General features: G+C 63.7%; 14 protein-coding genes. 11 read left to right on the top strand and 3 right to left on the bottom strand.

Translation table 11 applies throughout. From position 1 onward, the window contains the following. The first annotated feature begins 59 nt into the window (after positions 1-59). The 6 genes from AC07Y9_RS06190 (at position 60) to AC07Y9_RS06165 (ending at position 10,424) form a co-directional block, all read left to right on the top strand. Positions 60-1,787: an autotransporter assembly complex protein TamA gene (locus tag AC07Y9_RS06190; RefSeq protein ID WP_037035517.1), complete on the top strand. Its 1,728-nt coding sequence runs from the start codon at positions 60-62 to the stop codon at positions 1,785-1,787. Then, positions 1,784-5,458, top strand: a complete 3,675-nt coding sequence (locus AC07Y9_RS06185; protein WP_102679849.1) for a translocation/assembly module TamB domain-containing protein — start codon at positions 1,784-1,786, stop codon at positions 5,456-5,458. The genes AC07Y9_RS06190 and AC07Y9_RS06185 overlap by 4 nt, the downstream gene beginning before the upstream one ends. Before the next feature lie 209 nt (positions 5,459-5,667). Next, on the top strand, positions 5,668-6,141 hold the full coding sequence (locus tag AC07Y9_RS06180; protein ID WP_025804726.1) for a MarR family winged helix-turn-helix transcriptional regulator: 474 nt from the start codon (positions 5,668-5,670) through the stop codon (positions 6,139-6,141). After that, a complete protein-coding gene (locus tag AC07Y9_RS06175; RefSeq protein ID WP_062825318.1) occupies positions 6,142-7,611 on the top strand; it encodes an efflux transporter outer membrane subunit in 1,470 nt (489 codons plus the stop codon). It begins immediately after the preceding gene. 15 nt (positions 7,612-7,626) lie between these two features. Continuing rightward, positions 7,627-8,829, top strand: coding sequence for an HlyD family secretion protein (locus tag AC07Y9_RS06170; RefSeq protein WP_102679848.1), 1,203 nt, complete (start codon positions 7,627-7,629; stop codon positions 8,827-8,829). A gap of 65 nt (positions 8,830-8,894) precedes the next feature. Beyond that, positions 8,895-10,424: a DHA2 family efflux MFS transporter permease subunit gene (locus AC07Y9_RS06165; protein WP_102679847.1), complete on the top strand. Its 1,530-nt coding sequence runs from the start codon at positions 8,895-8,897 to the stop codon at positions 10,422-10,424. 158 nt (positions 10,425-10,582) lie between these two features. Here AC07Y9_RS06165 and lpxH read toward each other — a convergent pair whose 3' ends face one another. Together lpxH and AC07Y9_RS06155 are read right to left on the bottom strand one after the other, a co-directional pair. Continuing rightward, entirely contained in the window at positions 10,583-11,332 is a 750-nt protein-coding gene (gene lpxH, locus AC07Y9_RS06160) for a UDP-2,3-diacylglucosamine diphosphatase (RefSeq protein WP_102679846.1), read from the bottom strand. Beyond that, on the bottom strand, positions 11,329-11,832 hold the full coding sequence (locus tag AC07Y9_RS06155) for a peptidylprolyl isomerase (RefSeq protein WP_007929634.1): 504 nt from the start codon (positions 11,830-11,832) through the stop codon (positions 11,329-11,331). The genes lpxH and AC07Y9_RS06155 overlap by 4 nt, the downstream gene beginning before the upstream one ends. A gap of 277 nt (positions 11,833-12,109) precedes the next feature. Between AC07Y9_RS06155 and AC07Y9_RS06150 the strand changes: the two genes are divergently transcribed. Both AC07Y9_RS06150 and cysS read left to right on the top strand, forming a co-directional pair. Beyond that, the gene (locus AC07Y9_RS06150) at positions 12,110-13,807 is read left to right on the top strand and encodes a glutamine--tRNA ligase/YqeY domain fusion protein (protein WP_102679845.1); all 1,698 of its coding nucleotides are present in this window, start codon (positions 12,110-12,112) and stop codon (positions 13,805-13,807) included. A gap of 18 nt (positions 13,808-13,825) precedes the next feature. Then, the gene (cysS, locus tag AC07Y9_RS06145) at positions 13,826-15,208 is read left to right on the top strand and encodes a cysteine--tRNA ligase (RefSeq protein WP_053261852.1); all 1,383 of its coding nucleotides are present in this window, start codon (positions 13,826-13,828) and stop codon (positions 15,206-15,208) included. A 79-nt stretch (positions 15,209-15,287) separates the two neighbouring features. On the opposite strand, the gene AC07Y9_RS06140 is transcribed toward cysS, so the two are convergent. Continuing rightward, positions 15,288-17,138: a sigma-54-dependent Fis family transcriptional regulator gene (locus tag AC07Y9_RS06140; RefSeq protein ID WP_102679844.1), complete on the bottom strand. Its 1,851-nt coding sequence runs from the start codon at positions 17,136-17,138 to the stop codon at positions 15,288-15,290. Positions 17,139-17,432: 294 nt separating this feature from the next. Here AC07Y9_RS06140 and AC07Y9_RS06135 point away from each other — a divergent pair, with 294 nt between their 5' ends. Genes AC07Y9_RS06135 through AC07Y9_RS06125 form a run of 3 tightly spaced genes read left to right on the top strand, consistent with a single transcriptional unit; the run spans position 17,433 to position 20,505 of the window. After that, positions 17,433-18,527, top strand: coding sequence for an ABC transporter ATP-binding protein (locus tag AC07Y9_RS06135; RefSeq protein ID WP_102679843.1), 1,095 nt, complete (start codon positions 17,433-17,435; stop codon positions 18,525-18,527). Next, positions 18,527-19,642 (top strand): ABC transporter ATP-binding protein, encoded by a 1,116-nt coding sequence (locus AC07Y9_RS06130; protein WP_102679842.1) that lies wholly within the window; start codon positions 18,527-18,529, stop codon positions 19,640-19,642. The genes AC07Y9_RS06135 and AC07Y9_RS06130 overlap by 1 nt, the downstream gene beginning before the upstream one ends. Beyond that, on the top strand, positions 19,639-20,505 hold the full coding sequence (locus AC07Y9_RS06125) for a carbohydrate ABC transporter permease (RefSeq protein WP_007929620.1): 867 nt from the start codon (positions 19,639-19,641) through the stop codon (positions 20,503-20,505). Before AC07Y9_RS06130 ends, AC07Y9_RS06125 begins: the two co-directional genes overlap by 4 nt. Positions 20,506-20,509 lie beyond the last annotated feature (4 nt).

Below are 20,509 nucleotides of genomic sequence, written 5' to 3'. Positions count from 1 at the left end.
AACTTTCCTCACATTTGTGCGCTCTATCGGGCTCCCAGCTCGTGATAGCATTCGCGCCTATGAAGTTTTCAGGAAGATTCACCAGCGGCTTGTTGCTGCTGTTCACAAGCTGTGCGGCACTGGCGCAAAGCGAATTGGACGTCAGGGTCAAACCCTCCAACGATGAACTCAAGGCCAATGTGGAAGGCTACATCGGCGGGGTGGGCGATCGCGACGAGGAAGCCCTGCTGCGTTTCAGCCGTGGCGCCGAGGAGCAGGCCCGCAAGGCCGCCCAGGCCCTGGGCTACTACCAGCCGCAGATCAGCAGCGAAGTCAAAGGCGGCGAAAAGCCGCGTTTGGTGCTGAATATCGATCCTGGCGAGCCGGTGCACCTGCGCAACGTCACCATCCGGGTCGACGGCCCGGCGGCCTCCCTCAAGGGCTTTCGGGTGCCCAGGAGCGACCAGCTGAAAAGCGGCGCGGTCCTCAATCACGGTCATTACGAAGACGCCAAGCGGCTGATCCAGAACCAGGCGTCGCGCTATGGCTTTTTCAGTGGGCGTTTCACCCGGCAGAAGCTGGCCGTGGACCCCCAGGCCGGGGTGGCGGATATCGAGCTGGTCTACGAAAGCGGTCCGCGTTACGCCCTGGGCAAGGTCAGTTTTGCCGGCGATACACCGTTCGACGAAGACCTGCTGCAACGCATGGTGCCGTTCAAGGCCGGTACTCCCTACGACTCCGAGCTGATCGCCGAGCTTAACCAGGCACTGCAATCGAGCGGTTACTTCGAGGGCGTGCGGGTCGACGCGGCGCCGACCGCGGCCGCCGCCGAGGTGATTCCGGTGGCGGTCCAGCTGGAAACCCGCAAGCCGCGCACCATGGGCCTGGGCCTGGGCTTTTCCACCGACGTCGGGCCGCGGGCCAAAGCCAACTGGACCCGGCACTGGGTCAACGCCCAAGGCCACAGCTACGGCTGGGAGGCGGAAGTCTCCGCGCCGCGACAGAACGTCGGCCTGTTCTACGACATACCGCTGGACCCGCCGCTGACCGACAAGCTGCGTTTTGCCGGCGGCTACCAGAACGAAGAAATCGCCAATACCGACACCCTGAGTAAACTGCTCACCCTCGGTCCCGAGTGGCACAGCAAGTTGCCCAGCGGCTGGCAGCGAGTCATCTCGTTGAAGTGGCAACGCGAGGAATACCGCCTGGGCGACGACTCGGGCCTGAGTACCCTGTTGATGCCCGGCATCAGTTATTCCTACCTGCGCAGCGATAACCGCATCGACCCGCACAACGGCTATCGCCTGCAATTCGACAGCAAGGTGGCCAAGGAAGGGCTGGGTTCGGACACCAACCTGTTATATGGCACCGTGCTGCTCAAGGGCCTGACCACGGTGTGGGACAACCATCGCTTCCTCGGCCGGGTGCAGTTCGGTGGCAGCGCCACCAACGGTTACAAGAAGATCCCGCCGTCGCTGCGCTTTTTCGCCGGTGGCGACCAGAGCGTGCGCGGTTACGACTACCAGAGCCTGTCGCCGGAGAACTCCGACGGCGACCGGATCGGCGGGCGCTACATGGTGGCCGGCAGCGTCGAGTATCAGTACTCCATCGCGGAAAAATGGCGCCTGGCGACCTTTGTCGACCAGGGCAACTCCTTCGACAAACTTGAACTGCCGAACCTCAAGACCGGGGTCGGTGTCGGCGTGCGCTGGGTGTCCCCGGTGGGGCCGATCCGCCTCGACCTGGCCCATGCGCTGGACGATGACGGCGGCATTCGCTTGCACTTTTCCATGGGGCCTGAGCTGTGAAGCGTGGTTTGAAGATCGCGGCGCTGGCGCTGCTTGTGCTGGTGGCGGGGCTGGTACTGGCGCTGGCTTCGATACTCGGCACCCAGGCCGGCAGTCGCTGGGCCCTGGGCCTGGTGCCGGGTTTGACGGTGGAGAACTTCGCCGGCCACTTAGGGGGACAGTGGAGCGCCGATCATCTGCTGTGGCAGCAGGACAGCAGCCGGGTCGAACTCCAGGCGCCGAAATTCGCTTGGTCGCCGGCGTGCCTGATGCGCATGACCCTGTGCATCGAGCAACTGGACGTGGAGCAGGTCAGCCTGCAATTCCCGCCGGGCGCGGAAGAACAAAGCAGCGGCCCGATCAGCCTGCCGGATCTGCAGTTGCCCCTGGCTATCGAGCTGGGGCAGGTACGGGTCGGCAGCCTGCAGTTCAATGGCAGCGAGGAGCTCAAGGGCCTGCAGCTGGCGGCGCAGTGGACGGCCAAGGGCCTGCAGATCGACTCGGTGAGCCTGCAACGCGACGACCTCAGCCTGAATCTTTCGGGGTTGCTGTCGCCCAGCGGCGACTGGCCACTGAGTGCCACCGGTACCCTGACCCTGCCGGCGCCGGGCAGTGAACCCTGGGCGTTGGCGCTGAAGGTCGATGGCGACCTGCTGAAGACCCTCAAGCTTGCGGCCGACAGCAGCGGTTACTTGCAAGGCCAATTGAGCGGTGAGCTGCAACCGTTGGTGGAGAACCTGCCGGCCCAGGTGCGGATCACCGCCGATGGCTTCAAGGCCAGCGCCGAGCTGCCCGATACCCTGATGCTCAACCAGCTGGAACTGACCGGCAAAGGCGACCTCAAGGCGGGTTACCAACTGCTGGGCAAGGCCAGCCTGCCGGCCGAGCAGGGGCCGGTGGCCCTGGCGCTGCAAGGCAAGGTCGACGCCAAGGGCGCGCAGATCGCCGCGCTGGACCTGAGCGCCAACGACAAGCAGAACCTCAAGCTGACGGGCCAGCTGGACTGGAGCCAGGGCCTGAACGCCGAAGCCAGGCTCGACTGGCTGGATTTCCCCTGGCATCGCCTGTACCCGCTGATCGAAGAGCCCGCGGTGGCGGTGCGCCGCTTCACTGCCGAGGTCGCCTACCGCGATGGCAACTACTTGGGCAACTTCAAGGGTGACCTCGATGGCCCGGCGGGGGCGTTCAGCCTCAGCAGCCCGTTCAGAGGCGACCTGACGAAAATCTTCCTGCCCCAGTTCAAGCTGGCCGCCGGCCAGGGCAAGGCCGAAGGCCACCTGAACCTGCAATTCGCCGACGGCATCGCCTGGGATACCGCCCTGGACCTGTCGGCGATCAACCCGGCGTACTGGGTCGCCGAGCTGCCGGGCACTTTGGCCGGGCCGCTGCGCAGCCAGGGCGAAATGAAGAACGAGCAACTCAAGCTCAACGCCGACCTCGACCTCAAGGGCAGGCTGCGCGGCCAGCCCGCGGTGCTGCAGGCCAAGGCCGATGGCGCTGGCGAGCAGTGGAACCTGAGCACCCTGGACATCCGCCTGGGCGACAACCGCATCAACGGTTCCGGCCGCCTGCAACAGCGTTTGGCCGGGCAACTCGATATCAAGCTGCCGCGTCTCGGCCAGCTGTGGCCCGAGCTGCGTGGCCAGCTCAACGGCCGCCTCGATGTGGCCGGCACCCTGAAGGCGCCGCAGGGCAAGCTCGACCTGCAAGGCCAGCAACTAGTGTTCGCCGACAATCGCCTGCAGAGCCTCAAGCTCGATGCCAACCTGGACAGCGCGCAACGGGCGCAAATCGACCTCAAGGGGGCCGGCATCCAGGTCGGTGGAACCGCGCTGGGCACGCTGACGGCCAGCGGCCAGGGCGATATCAAGAGCCAGAAGCTGCAGCTGGACCTGCAAGGCCCGCAGCTCAAGCTGGCACTGGGCCTGGACGGCAAGCTGGACCAGGGCAACTGGCGCGGGCGCCTGGCCAGCGGCGATATCCAGACCGGTGGCCAGGACTGGAGGCTGCAAGCCCCGGCCAAGCTCGAATACCTGGCCGACGGCAAGCTCAACTTCGGCGCCCATTGCTGGGCCAGCGGCGATGCCAGCCTGTGTGGCGAGGATCAGCGGCTGATGCCCGAGCCCAAGTTGCGCTACCACCTCAAGCAGTTCCCGATCGACAGCCTCGCGCAGTGGTTGCCCAAGGACTTCGCCTGGAAGGGCCGGCTCAATGCCGATATCAAGCTGGACGTACCGGCTGGCGGCCCGCAGGGGCGGATCCTGCTGGACGCCAGCGGCGGCACCTTGCGGGTCAAGGAAAAGCAGCAGTGGCTGGACTTCCCGTACCAGACGCTGAAACTCGACACCACCCTCAACCCCAAGCGTATCGACACCCAGCTGGCGTTCAGTGGCGGCAAGCTCGGTGAGCTGATGCTGCAGACGCAGATCAATCCGCTGCCGAAAAACAAGCCGCTGTCCGGCGAGTTCCGCCTCAGCGGCCTGGACCTGGCGGTGGCGCGGCCGTTCGTGCCAATGGTCGAAAAGCTCACCGGCACCCTCAATGGCAGCGGGCGCATCTCCGGCGGTCTGCTGGCGCCGCAGGTCAATGGCAACCTGGCCCTTAGTGGTGGCGAAGTTTCCGGCCCTGAATTGCCCATCAGCCTCCAGGACCTGCAATTGCAGGCGCTGATCGCCGGTGAAAGCGTGCAGTTGAGCGGCGGCTGGAAGAGCGGCAAGGCCGGCCAGGGCAGTCTGAACGGCAATATCGCCTGGGGTCAGGCGCTGGTGGTGGACCTGAGCCTGAAAGGCTCGCAACTGCCGGTCACCGTCGAGCCCTATGCGGTGCTGGACGTGGCGCCGGACCTGAAGATCTCGATGAAGGACGACAAGCTGGCGATCGCCGGCAAGGTCCATGTGCCCAAGGGTGAAATCACCATCCGTGAATTGCCGCCATCGACGGTCAAGGTGTCGGACGACACGGTGATCATCGGCCACCAGACCGAGGAGGGCAAAGCACCGATGGCCATGGCGATGGACATCGATGTGGTGGTCGGCGAGGACAAGCTCAGCTTCACCGGTTTCGGCCTGACCGCCAACCTGCAAGGCCACGTGCACATCGGCGACAACATGGACACCCGTGGCGAGTTGTGGCTCAACGACGGCCGCTACCGCGCCTACGGCCAGCGCCTGACCGTGCGCCGGGCACGCCTGCTGTTCGCCGGGCCGATCGACCAGCCGTACCTGGACATCGAGGCGATCCGCCAGACCGATGACGTGATCGCCGGTATCCGCCTCAGTGGCAGCGCCGAACAACCGACCACGCAGATCTTCTCGGAACCGGCCATGAGCCAGGAGCAGGCGCTGTCCTACCTGGTGCTCGGGCGTCCCTTGAGTACCACCGGCGAGGACAACAACATGCTGGCGCAAGCTGCCCTGGGCCTGGGCCTGATGGGCAGCTCGAACATCACCGGCGGGCTGGCCAAGGACCTGGGGATCGACGACTTCCAGCTCGACACCCAGGGCAGCGGCAACACCACCAGCGTGGTGGCCAGCGGCAATATCTCCGAGCGGCTCAGCCTGCGTTACGGGGTGGGGGTCTTCGAGCCGGCCAACACCATCGCCCTGCGCTACAAGCTGAGCAAAAAGGTCTACCTGGAAGCGGCCAGCGGCGTCGCCAGCTCGCTGGATATCTTCTACAAGCGCGACTTCTAGCTCGTCGGCAATCCAGTCCCCTTTGGCGAGGGGGCTGGTGTTCACCACGCCGCCCCTCCAGCCGGTATTTCTCCCGCCGATTCTTGACTTCAAGGCTTTCCCATTAATTAGCTTAATAGTAAGCATGCTAATTATTGTTTGGATATTGGCTGCCTAGGCAGTAACATCTCGACATACTTTCGCTGCCTAGGCAGCTAACAGGTGATCAGATGAAGCACTTCACCCCAGACGGTTTCCAAAATTGCCACCTCGGGCTCTTGCTGGGCCGCGCGGCCCTGCTCAAGGACCGGATCATCGACACCCACATGGAACCCCACGGCATCACCGCCGCGCAGTTCAAGGTGCTGATCATCATGGCCCAGTTCGGCGTCGACACCCCGGCCGAGCTCTGCCGCCACCTGTCCCTGGACAGCGGTTCCATGACCCGCATGCTCGATCGCCTGGAGCAGAAGGACTTCCTCGCCCGCCAACGCTCGGAGCACGACCGCCGTCAGGTGCGCCTGGTGCTCACCGAGGAGGGCCAGAAGCTCGCCGACCGTCTGCCGCACATCGGTGCCGACGCCATGAATGAATTGGCCGGCGCCATTACCCCCGAAGAGTTGAAAACCCTGGAACAGCTCCTCAAGAAAATTTTGCTGGCGGCCGGTGACCCGATCACTGTGTTGCGGGTAGGTGATAAGTAAATGAGCAGTAAAACCTTGCGTGCCCGTTTGAGCCTGGTGCTGCTGGCCATGAGCCTGGCCGGATGTGCCAACTACAGTGGCCTGACAACCGAAGGGGTGAGCCTCGATGCCAAATCCCTCAAGGCCGGACAATCCCTGAGTGGCGTGACCCTGTCGCCGGCGGCCTGGCCGAAGAGCGACTGGTGGAAGAGCCTGGGCGATCCACAGCTCGATGGCTTGATCCGCGAAGCCCTGCACGACAGTCCCGACATGCAGATCGCCAGCGCCCGGGCCCACCAGGCCAGCGCGGCGGCCTATGCCGCGGACGCGGCACGCATGCCGACTCTGGACGCCAGCGGCAGTGTCAGCCGCTCGCGCCTGTCCCGTTCGCAGGACCCGAGCGGGCAGGGCGACAACTACAGCACGATGCGCAGCCTGACAGGCAACTTCAATTACACCTTCGACCTCTGGGGCGGCCAGCGCGATACCTGGGAAGCCGCCCTGGGCCAGGCGCGCGCCGCCGAGATCGATCGCCAGGCCGCGCAACTGACCCTGGCCGCCGACGTGGCCCGGGCCTACAGCGACCTGGGCCAGGCGCATATCGTCCATGACCTGGCCACTGAAGACCTCAAGCGCACCCGGCAGATGCTCGACCTGAGCCAGAAACGCCTGAGCTCGGGCATCGACAGCCAGTACCAGTACCAGCAGACCGAAAGCCTGGAGGCCAGCTCCGAAGCCAGCCTGATCGATGCCGAGAAAAACCTGCAGAGCGCCAAGATCGCCCTCGCGGTATTGCTCGGCAAAGGCCCGGACCGGGGCAACGAAATCGCCCGGCCGAAAGTCCTGCAGGCCAGCGCGGTGGCGTTGCCGTCGGTGCTGCCGGCGGAACTGCTGGGCCGCCGTCCGGACCTGGTGGCCGCGCGCTGGCGGGTCGAGGCGGCGAGCAAGAGCATCGACGCCGGCAAGACCAACTTCTATCCCAACCTCAACCTGAGCGCCGCTGCCGGCACTCAAGCATTGCTGGGGGACGCGATGTTCGGATCGGCCAGCCGCTTCTTCAATATCGCCCCGACCGTGTCGCTGCCGATCTTCGACGGTGGCCGCCTGCGCGCCGACCTGGATGCCCGGGACGCCGACTACGACCTGGCCGTGGCGCAGTACAACAAGAGCCTGGTGAATGCCCTGGGGGATGTCAGCGACACCATTTCCCAGCTGCGTGACATCGGTCGGCAGATCGCCGCCCAGCAACACGCCACCGACATCGCCCAGGACTCCTACGACACCGTGGTCCAGCGTTACGGCTCGGGGATCGGCAATTACCTGGACGTGCTCAGCATCGAGCAGCAATTGCTGCAGGCCCAGCGTCAGCTGGCGACCCTGAATGCCCAGCAGATCGACCTGTCGATCCAACTGATGCAGGCCCTGGGCGGTGGTTTCCAGACCGACAATCTGGCCGCGGCCACTCCGACCCCAGCCTCGCGCACTCAATAATTCAAGGTACTCATCATGGCCACTGTCGAAACCAACAACGCTCCCGAAAATACCCAGGACACCGCCAACCCGCGCAAGCGCAAGGTCATGCTGCTGGGCCTGGTGGCGCTGATCGTCCTGGGCGGGCTGGGGGTCTTTGCCTGGTACGAACTCTACGGACGCTGGAATGAAGGCACCGACGACGCCTATGTGAACGGCAACGTGGTGGAAATCACCCCGCTGGTCACCGGTACGGTGGTCAGCATCGGCGCCGACGATGGCGACCTGGTCCACGAAGGCCAGGTGCTGGTCAACTTCGACCCCAACGATGCCGAGGTCGGCCTGCAAAGCGCCGAGGCCAACCTGGCCCGTACCGTGCGCCAGGTGCGCGGGCTGTACAGCAACGTCGACGGCATGCGCGCCCAGGTGGCGGCGCAGAAGGCCGAAGTGCAGAAAGCCCAGGACAACTTCAGCCGCCGCCGGACCCTCGCCAGCAGCGGGGCGATTTCCCAGGAAGAACTGTCCCATGCCCGTGACGACCTGACCTCGGCGCAGAACGCCCTGGCCAATGCCCAGCAGCAGCTCAACACCACCAACGCGCTGGTGGACGACACCGTGGTATCGAACCATCCGGACGTGCAGGCGGCCGCCGCGCAACTGCGCCAGGCCTACCTGACCAACGCCCGCAGCACCCTGATCGCCCCGGTGACCGGTTATGTCGCCAAGCGCACCGTGCAACTGGGCCAGCGGGTACAGCCGGGCACCGCATTGATGGCGGTGATCCCGCTCGACCAGCTGTGGATCGACGCCAACTTCAAGGAAACCCAGCTGCGTGACATGCGCATCGGTCAGCCGGTGGACATCGAAGCCGATATCTACGGCAGCGACGTCAAGTACAGCGGCACCATCGACAGCCTGGGCGCCGGTACCGGCAGTGCCTTTGCCCTGTTGCCGGCGCAGAACGCCACCGGCAACTGGATCAAGATCGTGCAGCGGGTACCGGTGCGCATCCATGTGAATGCCGAAGAACTGGCCAGGCACCCGCTGCGGGTCGGCCTGTCGACGGTGGTCAACGTCGACCTGCATGACCAGAGCGGCCCCGTGCTGGCCCAGCAGCCGCCACAAAAGGCGTCGTTCAGTACCAGCGTCTACGACCGCCAGCTGGGCGAGGCCGATGCCTTGATCGCCCGCCTGATCCACGACAACAGCGCCGCCATCGGCAAGACCGCGCAGCGCTGATTCGCCGATCCCTCTGCTGCGGCCGTTAGCGGCCGCGGCGTCTGCCTCGCTTCATAGGATTCGCGATGAGCAATAACGCCTCTTTCACGCCGCCCAGCCTGTTGCTCAGCACCATCGGCCTGTCGCTGGCGACCTTCATGCAGGTGCTCGACACCACCATCGCCAACGTGGCCCTGCCGACCATATCGGGCAACCTCGGGGTGAGTTCGGAGCAGGGCACCTGGGTGATCACCTCGTTTGCCGTGAGCAACGCCATCGCCTTGCCGCTGACCGGCTGGCTGAGCCGGCGCTTCGGCGAGGTGAAGCTGTTTATCTGGGCCACCCTGCTGTTCGTGCTGGCCTCGTTCCTCTGCGGGATTTCCACCTCCATGCCCGAGCTGGTGGGCTTTCGTGTGCTGCAAGGGGTGGTGGCCGGGCCGTTGTACCCGATGACCCAGACCCTGCTGATTGCAGTCTACCCACCGGCGAAAAGGGGCATGGCCCTGGCGCTGCTGGCGATGGTCACGGTGGTGGCGCCGATTGCCGGGCCGATTCTCGGCGGCTGGATCACCGACAGTTACAGCTGGCCGTGGATCTTCTTCATCAACGTGCCGATCGGCCTGTTCGCCGCCTGGGTGGTCAGGCAGCAGCTGAAGGCGCGGCCGGTGGTGACCAGTCGCCAGCCGATGGACTACATCGGCCTGCTGAGCCTGATTGTCGGCGTCGGTGCCTTGCAGATCGTGCTCGACAAGGGCAACGACCTGGACTGGTTCGAATCCAACTTCATCGTTATCGGTACGTTGATCTCAGTGATCGCCCTGGCGGTGTTCGTGATCTGGGAAATGACCGACCGCCATCCGGTGGTCAACCTGCGGTTGTTCGCCCACCGCAACTTCCGCATCGGCACCATCGTGCTGGTGGGCGGTTATGCCGGTTTCTTCGGCATCAACCTGATCCTGCCGCAGTGGGTGCAGACCCAGATGGGCTATACCGCGACCTGGGCCGGCCTGTCGGTGGCGCCGATGGGCATCCTGCCGGTGCTGATGTCGCCTTTCGTCGGCAAGTACGCGCACAAGTTCGACCTGCGCTTGCTGGCCGGTCTGGCGTTCCTGGCGATCGGCCTGAGCTGCTTTATGCGCGCCGGGTTCACCAACGAGGTGGACTTCCAGCACATCGCTCTGGTGCAGCTGTTCATGGGTATCGGCGTGGCGCTGTTCTTCATGCCGACCCTGAGCATCCTGATGTCGGACCTGCCGCCGCACCAGATTGCCGATGGCGCCGGCCTGGCCACCTTCCTTCGGACCCTGGGTGGCAGTTTCGCCGCCTCGCTGACCACCTGGATCTGGATCCGCCGGGCGAACGAGCATCATGCCTACATGGGCGAACACATCAGTACCTTCGAACCTGCCACCCGCGATGCCCTGAACGCCTTGGGCGGTGCCAGCAACCAGGCCTACGCGCAGCTGGACCAGGTGCTGACCGGGCAGGCGTACATGATGTCCACCGTGGACTACTTCACGCTGCTGGGCTGGAGCTTCATGGCGCTGATCCTGCTGGTGTGGCTGGCCAAGCCACCGTTCACCGCCAAGGCCGGGCCGGCGTCGGCGGGGCATTGAGGGTGCGGTAGGGCAGAGGAATTATCGCGAGCAAGCTCGCTCCTACAAAAAGGTACGTCTTGCTGTAGGAGCGAGCTTGCTCGCGATAGAACGCGCAGCGTTCGCCTGGAAGGCCTCGCAACAAGGCCCTTCGGGCCTTATCGCAGCCTGCGGCGGCGCTACAGGCGGGGCAATGCCTGCTGCGACGGCACGAAGTCGAAAGCCGCCAGCTGGAAGCCCTGTTCATCCACCTGCAAGGCCCAGCCCTGACGGTCCCAGTCCCCCAGCACGATGCGCTTGGCGGCCTGGTCGCCGATCTGCAACTTGTGGATGGCCGGGCGGTGGGTGTGGCCGTGGACCAGGGTCCGCACCTTGAACGCCTGCATGATCCGCGGCACTTCGTCCGGGGTCACGTCGACGATGTCGTTGGCCTTCATGCGAGTTTGCGCGCGGCTTTCATTGCGCAGCTTGCGCGCCAGCTTGTGCCGGGTGCGCAGCGGCAGGTGCCTGAGGATCCACAACGAAACCGGGTTGCGCAGGTAGCGGCGCATGCGCATGTAGGCTTCGTCGCGGGTGCACAGGCTGTCGCCGTGCATCAGCAGCACCGGCTCGCCGTAGAAGTCGACCACGCTCGGGTCCTTGAGCAGGGTCGCGCCCGCGGCCTTGCAGAAGGCCTTGCCGAGCATGAAGTCGCGATTGCCATGCATCAGGAAAACCTGCGTGCCGCTGTTGCTGAGCTCGCGTAGTGCCTGGCAAATGGAAAGTTGGTAGGGGGTCATGGCGTCGTCGCCGATCCAGACCTCGAAAAAATCTCCCAGGATATACAGCGCTTGCGCCGAGCGGGCACGCCCGCCCAGTAAATCCAGAAACGCCCGGGTAATGTCCGGGCGCTCCTCTTCCAGATGCAAATCTGAAATCAGCAGTATCACTCAACGATCTCGGCTTTCTCGATGATCACGTCTTCTGCCGGTACGTCCTGGTGGCCGGCCTTCATGGTGGTGGCCACGCCTTTGATCTTGTCGACCACTTCGGTGCCGGCGACCACTTTGCCGAATACCGCGTAGCCCCAGCCCTGCACGGTCTTGCCGCTGTGGTTGAGGAAGCTGTTGTCAGCGACGTTGATAAAGAACTGCGCGGAAGCCGAATGCGGCTCCATGGTGCGGGCCATGGCGACGGTGTACTTGTCGTTGGAAAGACCGTTGTCGGCTTCGTTCTGGATGCTTGGACGCTTGTCTTTCTTTTCTTTCATGCCTGGCTCGAAACCGCCGCCCTGGATCATGAAGTTACCGATGACGCGGTGGAATACGGTGTTTTCGTAATGACCGGCTTTAACGTATTCGACGAAGTTGGCCACGGTGACCGGGGCTTTCTCGGCGTTCAGTTCCAGCACGATGTCGCCGTGGTTGGTGGTCAGTTTGACTTGGGTCATGATCGGTACTCTTTATAAGGAGGAGCGTTTTCAAGGAATTCCCGGGTTCCGGGAGGCAGGCCTGGGGCCCGCGGGCCGGAACCGCGCTGGCAAAAATCCGCCAAGGTGCGCAGTTTAGCGTGACGGGCGTGAAATTCGAGGCTGTTTTTTCATTTGCGACGGATTAATCGCGGCAGATTTAAAGCCCGCTCTGTCAGGGGCTTGACCGCATCGGCTATGATATCCGTTTTGATTTATCAGGCCGCACCGGCCGCGCACTTGTACGTTCAAGGATCCTATGAGCAAGCCCACTGTCGACCCTACCTCGAATTCCAAGACCGGACCGGCCGTTCCGGTCAACTTCCTGCGCCCGATCATCCAGGCGGACCTGGACTCGGGTAAGCACACACAGATCGTGACCCGCTTCCCGCCGGAACCCAACGGCTACCTGCACATCGGTCACGCCAAGTCGATCTGCGTGAACTTCGGGCTGGCCCAGGAGTTCGGCGGCGTCACCCACCTGCGTTTCGACGACACCAACCCGGCCAAGGAAGACCAGGAATACATCGACGCCATCGAAAGCGACGTCAAGTGGCTGGGCTTCGAGTGGTCCGGTGAAGTGCGCTACGCCTCGCAATACTTCGACCAGCTGCACGACTGGGCGGTGGAGCTGATCAAGGCGGGCAAGGCCTATGTCGACGACCTGACCCCCGAGCAGGCCAAGGAATACCGTGGCAGCCTGACCGAGCCGGGCAAGAACAGCCCGTTCCGCGATCGCAGCGTCGAAGAGAACCTGGATCTGTTTGCCCGCATGCGCGCTGGCGAATTCCCGGACGGTGCACGTGTGCTGCGGGCCAAGATCGACATGGCCTCGCCGAACATGAACCTGCGCGACCCGATCATGTATCGCATCCGCCATGCGCATCACCACCAGACCGGCGACAAGTGGTGCATCTACCCGAACTACGACTTCACCCACGGTCAGTCGGACGCCATCGAAGGCATCACCCACTCGATCTGCACCCTGGAGTTCGAAAGCCATCGCCCGTTGTACGAATGGTTCCTGGAAAACCTGCCGGTGCCGGCACAGCCGCGCCAGTACGAGTTCAGCCGCCTGAACCTGAACTACACCATCACCAGCAAGCGCAAGCTCAAGCAACTGGTGGACGAGAAGCACGTCAATGGTTGGGACGACCCGCGCATGTCGACCCTGTCGGGCTTCCGCCGTCGTGGCTACACGCCGAAATCCATCCGCAATTTCTGCGAAATGGTCGGCACCAACCGTTCCGACGGCGTGGTGGACTTCGGCATGCTGGAATTCAGCATCCGTGACGACCTCGACCACAGCGCCCCGCGCGCCATGTGCGTGTTGCGTCCGCTGAAGGTGGTGATCACCAACTACCCGCAAGACCAGGTCGAGAACCTCGAACTGCCGCGTCACCCGAAAGAAGACATGGGTGTGCGGGTCTTGCCGTTCGCCCGTGAAATCTACATCGATCGCGACGACTTCATGGAAGAGCCGCCAAAGGGCTACAAGCGCCTGGAACCAGCCGGCGAAGTGCGCCTGCGCGGCAGCTACGTGATCCGCGCCGACGAGGCGATCAAGGACGCCGATGGCAACATCGTCGAGCTGCGTTGCTCGTACGACCCGGACACCCTGGGCAAGAACCCGGAAGGGCGCAAGGTCAAGGGCGTGATCCACTGGGTGCCGGCCGCCGCCAGCGTCGAGTGCGAAGTGCGCCTGTACGATCGCCTGTTCCGTTCGCCGAACCCGGAGAAGGCCGAAGACAGCGCAAGTTTCCTGGACAACATCAACCCTGACTCCCTGCAGGTCCTCACTGGTTGTCGTGCCGAACCCTCGCTGGGCAACGCACAGCCGGAAGACCGTTTCCAGTTCGAGCGCGAAGGTTACTTCTGCGCGGATATCAAGGACTCGAAACCGGGTGCACCGGTATTCAACCGTACCGTGACCCTGCGCGACTCCTGGGGTCAGTGATCAGTTAAGGAACTCCTTGTGCTAACGATCTACAACACGCTCACCAAGAGCAAAGAAGTCTTCAAGCCGCTCGATGGCAACAAGGTGCGCATGTACGTGTGCGGCATGACCGTGTACGACTACTGCCACCTGGGCCACGGCCGCAGCATGGTCGCCTTCGACCTGGTGACCCGCTGGCTGCGTTTCAGCGGCTACGACCTGACCTATGTGCGCAACATCACCGACATCGACGACAAGATCATCAATCGGGCCAACGAGAACGGCGAGTCGTTCGAGGCGTTGACCGAGCGCATGATCGCGGCGATGCACGAAGACGAAGCGCGCCTGAACATCAAGAAGCCGGACATGGAGCCGCGTGCCACCGACCATATCGCCGGCATGCACGCGATGATCCAGACCCTGATCGACAAGGGCTATGCCTACGCGCCGGGCAACGGTGACGTGTACTACCGGGTCGGCAAGTTCCTCGGTTACGGCAAGCTGTCGCGCAAGAAGATCGAAGACCTGCGCATCGGCGCGCGGATCGAAGTCGACGAGTCGAAACAGGACCCGCTGGACTTCGTGCTATGGAAAGCCGCCAAGCCGGGCGAGCCGAGCTGGGAATCGCCATGGGGCGCCGGGCGTCCGGGCTGGCACATCGAATGCTCGGTGATGTCGACCTGCTGCCTGGGCGAGACCTTCGACATTCATGGCGGCGGCAGCGACCTCGAGTTCCCGCACCATGAAAACGAGATCGCCCAGAGCGAGGCGGCCACCGGCAAGACCTACGCCAATGCCTGGATGCATTGCGGCATGATCCGCATCAATGGCGAGAAGATGTCCAAGTCCTTGAACAACTTCTTCACCATCCGCGACGTGCTCGACAAATACCATCCGGAAGTGGTGCGTTACCTGTTGGTGTCGAGCCACTACCGCAGCGCGATCAACTACTCGGAAGACAACCTCAAGGACGCCAAGGGCGCCCTGGAGCGTTTCTACCACGCCCTCAAAGGCCTGCCGACTGTACCGGCCGCCGGTGGCGAAGCCTTCGTCGAGCGTTTCACCGAGGTGATGAACGACGACTTCGGCACGCCGGAAGCCTGTGCGGTGCTGTTCGAGATGGTGCGCGAGATCAACCGTCTGCGCGAGAGCGATCTCAATGCGGCGGCCGGTCTGGCGGCGCGCCTGCGGGAGCTGGCGGACGTGCTGGGTGTGCTGCAGCTGGACGCCGACGACTTCCTGCAGGCCGGTGCCGAAGGCCGGGTCGACGCAGCGCAGGTCGAAGCGCTGATCCAGGCGCGCCTGGCGGCCCGGGCCAACAAGGACTGGGCCGAGTCCGACCGCATCCGCGACCAGATCACCGCCATGGGCGTGGTGCTGGAAGACGGCAAGGGCGGGACTACCTGGCGCCTGGCTGACTGATCGTTGTACTGGCGACAAACAGAAACCCGCCTTGCGCGGGTTTTTGTTTGCCTGCCACTCGAGGGCGGGGTGCGGGCGATCAACCCTCCTGCTGGCGCAATCTTTTATAGAGGGTATTGCGACTCACCCCCAGGCGCCGGGCCAGCAGGGAGATGTTGCCGCCCACGGCCTTGAGCTGGCGGTGCAGGTCGGCGCTGTCTTGCAGGTCGATGTCGCCGGGCGGTTCGTGGCTGGTGGCTGGCTCCATGTCCAGGTCGACAAAAAAGTCGTCCGGCAGGTGCTCGGCGCGGATCGGCTGTTCTTCGGCCATGGCCAGCGCCACCTGCATCACGCTGCTGACCTGGCGCAGGTTGCCCGGCCAGGGATGGCGCTCGAACAGTTCCTGGACGTCGCGGCTGAGCCCGGCCCATTGGCCGGGCTCGCGATGCTGTTCCCAGATGCGCTTGAACAGCGCCTGTTTGTCGCTGCGTTCGCGCAGGGGCGGCAACTCCAGGGTCAGGCCGCCGATGCGGTAATACAGGTCCTCGCGGAAACGCCCGAGTTGTACCTGTTCGCGCAGGGAACGGTTGGTCGCCGAGATGATGCGGATGTCCACCGGGAACAGTTCGCTGCTGCCCACCGGTTGTACGCAGCGCTCCTGCAGCACACGCAACAGGCGGGCCTGGGTCGGCAAGGGCATGTCGCCGATTTCGTCGAGGAACAGCGTGCCTTTGTCGGCCTTGCGGATCAGGCCAATGCTGCCTTTCTGGCTGGCGCCGGTGAAGGCGCCTTTCTCGTAGCCGAACAACTCGGACTCCACCAGTTCGGCGGGAATCGCCGCGCAGTTCACGGCAATGAACGCCTGTTTGCTCCGCGAGCTGGCTTGATGCAGGGCCTTGACGAAAACTTCCTTGCCGACGCCGGTTTCGCCGTGGATCAGCAGCGGAATGTCCTTTTCCAGCAGCCGTTCGGCCTGGCGCACGGCTTTCTCCACCCGGCTGTCGCCGAAGTGCAGGGTGTTCAGGCTGATGGCATCTGTGTTGGCGGGAGCCGGACGGGAAGGTGGCTCGACGAAGACTCGGGCCTGGATCGGCATCTGCCTTGGACGCTTGAGCAGGCAATGGAAGCGGTTGCGACCGGCGGCCTGCAGGGCGAAGGGCAGGCCTTCGGGCTGGTTGAGCAATTCCAGCAGGGACACCTTGAACAGGCTTTCGATGCCGACCCGCGACAGGCTGATGCCCAGCAGGTTGTCGGCGCGGCGGTTGGCCGAAAGCACCTGGCCGCTGTCATCGAAGATCAGCAAGCCGGCCCACTGGCTGTCGAGGTTGTTCAGGCCGGTGTTGAAGGTCAGCTGGAAATGCCGGCCTTGGAACAGGTTGAGGATCAGCCGGTTCTCCACGGTCTGGCTCATCATCTTGACCATGCCCAGGGTATGGGAGGGCGGCAGGTAGCTGTCGCTGGAGACGTCCAGCACCGCGATCACCCGGCGCTCGGCATCGAAGATCGGCGCGGCCGAGCCGGTCATGAAGCGGTTGGCCTTGAGAAAGTGTTCATCGTGCTCGATATGCACCGCCTGTTCGCAAGCCAGGGCGGTGCCGATGGCGTTAGTCCCACTGCAGTGTTCCAGCCAGCTGGCGCCGGCGCTGAAACCACGGGCCAGGCTCGGCTGGATAAAACGCTGGGTGCCCCAGGACGTCAGCACCTGGCCCTGGTTGTCGGCGAGCATGATCAGGCAATTGGAGTTGCTGAGGATGTTCTCGTAGTAGGGCAGGACTTCCTGGTGGGTGGTCTGCACCAGGGCATGCTGGCTCTCCAGCAACTGGGCGATGCGCTCGGCGGGCAGTTGATCGAAGGCGGGCGCGCTCTGGTGGCTGAGGCCAAAGGCCCGGCAGCGACTCCAGGAGTCCTTGATGATGGTCTCGTGAGACAGCGGTGAGGCAGGTGCGCTCATGGCGGTAGGTCTCTGAAAACGCTTTTATTGTTGTTATTGGCCTATGCCCGGGACTGTGGCGTTTACGGGCAAAAGCGTCCATCCAGTGTTGTTCACTCTTGTTCATTGTCAACCGCCGGACTGTTCAGTTGTTCAGTGCGGGTTGTTCATTTCTGTTCAGCTGTGAACCTTCCAATAGCCTGTCTTTTAATAAATATCAGGCTTATCAGTGGCTTGGTTTGCTGCCGCGGTTCTGGCACGAAAGTCGCTCTGCTGCTGCGGTCGCTTGACTCCAATAATAAAAAAGGCCGAGCCATGTCATTAACGCTGGAGCACGTCAGCCGTGTCGTCGAGGGCCAGACCTGGATCGATGACATCTCGCTGCGCTTTGAACCCGGTTCCTTCAATGTCCTGCTGGGGCGCACGCTGTCCGGCAAGACCAGCCTGATGCGCCTGATCGCCGGGCTCGACAAGCCCGCCAGCGGGCGCATCCTGATGAACGGCGTGGACGTCACCGGGCGCCCGGTGCGACTGCGCAACGTGTCGATGGTCTATCAGCAGTTCATCAACTACCCGACCATGACCGTGTTCGAGAATATCGCCTCGCCGCTGCGCCAGGCCGGCGTTTCGGCGCAACTGATCGAGAGCAAGGTGCTGGAGACGGCGAAGATGCTGCGGATCGAGAAGTTCCTGCAGCGCCATCCGCTGGAGCTGTCCGGCGGCCAGCAGCAGCGCACGGCGATGGCCCGGGCGCTGGTCAAGGATGCCGAGCTGATCCTGTTCGACGAGCCGCTGGTCAACCTCGACTACAAGCTGCGCGAAGAGCTGCGCCAGGAGATGCGCGAGCTGTTCCAGGCCCGCCACACCATCGCCATCTACGCCACCACCGAGCCCAACGAGGCGCTGGCCCTGGGCGGCACCACCACCATCCTCCAAGAGGGGCGCCTGGTGCAGAGCGGCAAGACCGCCGAGGTCTATCACCAGCCCCAGACGGTGCTGGCCGCCGAGCTGTTCTCCGAACCGCCGATCAACCTGATGCCGGGGCGCATCGCCGGCAATGAAGTGAGCTTCGCCAATTTCGTGCACTTTCCGCTGAACGTCGATCTGCGCCCGGTCGGCGAGGGCGAGTTCCGCTTTGGCGTGCGGCCCAGCCATATCTCCCTGGTGCCGAGCAACGACGACGACCTGGAGCTGGCGGTGACCGTCGAGGTGGCGGAAATCAGCGGCTCGGAAACCTTCCTGCATGTGCGCAACGAACAATTCCTATTGGTGCTGCACCTGCCCGGCGTGCACGAATACGACGTCGACGCGCCGATCCGCATTTATATCCCCACCCACAAACTGTTCGTCTTCGATGCCCAGGGCCGTCTGGTCCAGGCGCCGGGGCGGCGCGTCGCGAGGGTTGCCTGATGGCCGAGATCCGTTTGCACAACCTCGCCCACAGTTACACCAGTACCCCGGCCGGTCCCGAGGACTATGCGATCCGCGAGATGAACCACGTCTGGGAGCAGGGCGGCGCCTATGCCTTGCTCGGGCCGTCCGGCTGCGGCAAGTCGACCTTGCTCAACATCATTTCCGGGCTGCTCAGCCCTTCCCAGGGGCAGGTGCTGTTCGATACCCGGGTGGTCAACGAGCTGACTCCCGAGAAGCGCAACATCGCCCAGGTTTTCCAGTTCCCGGTGGTCTACGACACCATGACGGTGTTCGACAACCTGGCCTTCCCGCTGCGCAACCAGGGCCTGGCCGAGGCCAGGGTGCACAGCAAGGTGCAGGAGATCGCCGAGGTCCTCGACTTGCAGGCGCTGCTGAACAAGAAGGCGCGCAACCTCAGCGCCGACGAAAAGCAGAAGGTTTCCATGGGCCGCGGCCTGGTGCGCGATGACGTATCGGCGATCCTGTTCGACGAGCCGCTGACGGTGATCGACCCGCACCTGAAGTGGAAGCTGCGGCGCAAGCTCAAGCAGATCCACGAGCAGTTCAACATCACCATGGTCTACGTCACCCACGACCAGCTCGAAGCCTCGACCTTCGCCGACAAGATCGCGGTGATGTACGGCGGGCAGATCGTCCAGTTCGGTACCCCGCGGGAGCTGTTCGAGCGGCCGAGCCACACCTTTGTCGGCTACTTCATCGGCAGCCCGGGGATGAACCTGATCGAGGTCCGGGCAGAGGCCGGCGGTGTCAGGTTCGCCGGCACCCATCTGGCCTTGCCCGAGGCCTTGCAGCAGCGGATCGCCGAGACCGATTACCAGAGCCTGAAAGTCGGCATTCGCCCGGAGTTCATCCATGTCTGGGACGAGCCTTACGAGGAGGCGCTGCAGGCCGACGTGGTCCACATCGAGGACCTGGGTACCTACAAGATCATGACCCTGAACCTCGACGGCGCGGTCTTGAAAGTGCGGCTGGCCGAAGACAAACCGGTGCCGCAGGGCAGGGCCTGCATCAGCTTCCCAGCGCAGTGGCTGATGGTCTACGCCGACGAATACCTGCTGGAGGCCCACGCCACGAACGAGGTTCAGCCATGAACAAAGTGCAGAACAACAAAGCCTGGTGGCTGGTATTGCCGGTGTTCCTGCTGGTGGCCTTCAGTGCGGTGATCCCGATGATGACCGTGGTCAACTATTCGGTGCAGGACATTTTCGACCAGTCCAGCCGCTATTTCGTCGGCGCCGACTGGTACCGCCAGGTGCTGCTCGACCCGCGCCTGCACGACTCGCTGCTGCGCCAGTTCATCTATTCAGCCTGCGTGCTGCTGATCGAAATCCCCTTGGGCATCGCCATCGCCCTGACCATGCCGAGCAAGGGGCGCTGGTCGTCGGTGGTGCTGATCATCCTCGCCATTCCGCTGCTGATCCCATGGAACGTGGTGGGCACCATCTGGCAGATCTTCGGCCGCGCCGACATCGGCCTGATGGGCTCGGCGCTGAATGCCCTGGGCATCGATTACAACTACGCGGCCAACACCATGGATGCCTGGGTCACGGTGCTGGTGATGGATGTGTGGCACTGGACCTCGCTGGTGGCGCTGCTGTGCTTTTCGGGGCTGCGGGCGATCCCGGACGTGTATTACCAGGCGGCGCGCATCGACCGGGCGTCGAACTGGGCGGTGTTCCGCCATATCCAGTTGCCGAAGATGAAAAGCGTGCTGCTGATCGCGGTGATGCTGCGCTTCATGGACAGTTTCATGATCTACACCGAGCCGTTCGTGCTCACCGGCGGCGGGCCGGGCAACGCCACGACCTTCCTTAGTCAGACCCTGACCCAGATGGCGATCGGTCAGTTCGACCTGGGCCCGGCCGCAGCGTTCTCCCTGGTGTACTTCCTGATCATCCTGCTGGTGTCCTGGCTGTTCTACACCGCCATGACCCACTCCGACGCCAATCGCTGAGGAC

This window comes from Pseudomonas sp. GW456-L12 (assembly GCF_059424045.1).
Note: the sequence above shows the minus strand (reverse complement) of the source record. Positions and strands in the feature narration are given on the sequence as shown.

Coding starts and splice junctions, on each gene's coding strand:
- AC07Y9_RS06190 (WP_037035517.1), top strand. CDS start 60: ATGAAGTTTTCAGGAAGATTCACCAGCGGCTTGTTGCTGCTGTTCACA.
- AC07Y9_RS06180 (WP_025804726.1), top strand. CDS start 5,668: ATGAAGCACTTCACCCCAGACGGTTTCCAAAATTGCCACCTCGGGCTC.
- AC07Y9_RS06175 (WP_062825318.1), top strand. CDS start 6,142: ATGAGCAGTAAAACCTTGCGTGCCCGTTTGAGCCTGGTGCTGCTGGCC.
- AC07Y9_RS06170 (WP_102679848.1), top strand. CDS start 7,627: ATGGCCACTGTCGAAACCAACAACGCTCCCGAAAATACCCAGGACACC.
- AC07Y9_RS06165 (WP_102679847.1), top strand. CDS start 8,895: ATGAGCAATAACGCCTCTTTCACGCCGCCCAGCCTGTTGCTCAGCACC.
- AC07Y9_RS06155 (WP_007929634.1), bottom strand. CDS start 11,832: ATGACCCAAGTCAAACTGACCACCAACCACGGCGACATCGTGCTGGAA.
- AC07Y9_RS06150 (WP_102679845.1), top strand. CDS start 12,110: ATGAGCAAGCCCACTGTCGACCCTACCTCGAATTCCAAGACCGGACCG.
- AC07Y9_RS06140 (WP_102679844.1), bottom strand. CDS start 17,138: ATGAGCGCACCTGCCTCACCGCTGTCTCACGAGACCATCATCAAGGAC.
- AC07Y9_RS06135 (WP_102679843.1), top strand. CDS start 17,433: ATGTCATTAACGCTGGAGCACGTCAGCCGTGTCGTCGAGGGCCAGACC.
- AC07Y9_RS06130 (WP_102679842.1), top strand. CDS start 18,527: ATGGCCGAGATCCGTTTGCACAACCTCGCCCACAGTTACACCAGTACC.
- AC07Y9_RS06125 (WP_007929620.1), top strand. CDS start 19,639: ATGAACAAAGTGCAGAACAACAAAGCCTGGTGGCTGGTATTGCCGGTG.